Source organism: Cognatazoarcus halotolerans (assembly GCF_009800965.1).
Taxonomy (GTDB): domain Bacteria; phylum Pseudomonadota; class Gammaproteobacteria; order Burkholderiales; family Rhodocyclaceae; genus Cognatazoarcus; species Cognatazoarcus halotolerans.
In genome coordinates, this window is sequence record NZ_WUAF01000053.1 from 1 (window position 1) to 713 (window position 713).

A 713-nucleotide genomic window follows, 5' to 3' on the forward strand; every position below is an offset into this window, starting at 1 on the left:
GCCAGCAGCTCGGCCGCCGCCTGGAGGCTCTGCTCACCGCCCGCACCGCGATCGAGCCGCGCCGGCTTCGGAATCTCGCAGGTGATGTCACCGTAGAAATAATCGCGCGGAATGTTCAGCTGGGTCGGCCCCATCTCGCTCATCGCCCGATCGAAACAACGCCCGGTGTACTCCGCCATGCGCGCCGGATGGGTCACATGCCCCTGGTACTTGGTGAACTCCTGGAACATCGGCAACTGGTTGCACTCCTGGAAGCCGCCCAGGCCGATCCCCATGGTGCCGGTCTCCGGCGTCACGATCACCACCGGGCTGTGCGCCCAGTAAGCGGCCCCGATGGCCGTCACGCAGTTCGAGATGCCCGGCCCGTTCTGGCCGATCACCACCCCATGGCGGCCCGACACGCGCGAGAAGCCATCGGCCATGTGGCCGGCGCCCTGTTCATGTACAACCGGGATCAGACGGATGCCTGCCGGTGCGAAAATGTCCATCGCATCCATGAAGGCCGAGCCCATGATGCCGAACATGTCGGTCACGCCATTGGCGACCAGCGTCTCGACGAAGGCCTCGGAAGGGGTCATGCGGGTCGGCCCGACGGGCACGGAACGGTTGGCTTGCTCGCTCATGGCGTGTGTCTCCTGTAAGGGTTGTTTCTCATAAACCGGTACGGAATGTTCCGGCAAGTGAGATTGGAGGCAACTGTAGGGGGAGAATGA

The 713-nt window shown here is 64.1% G+C and carries 1 protein-coding gene; it reads right to left on the reverse strand.

Going from position 1 to position 713, the window contains the following annotated elements; genetic code table 11:
- Positions 1–623: thiamine pyrophosphate-binding protein (locus GQB03_RS22620; protein ID WP_268817584.1), on the reverse strand; the 623-nt coding region annotated here is incomplete at its 3' end.
- Positions 624–713: the final 90 nt, after the last annotated feature.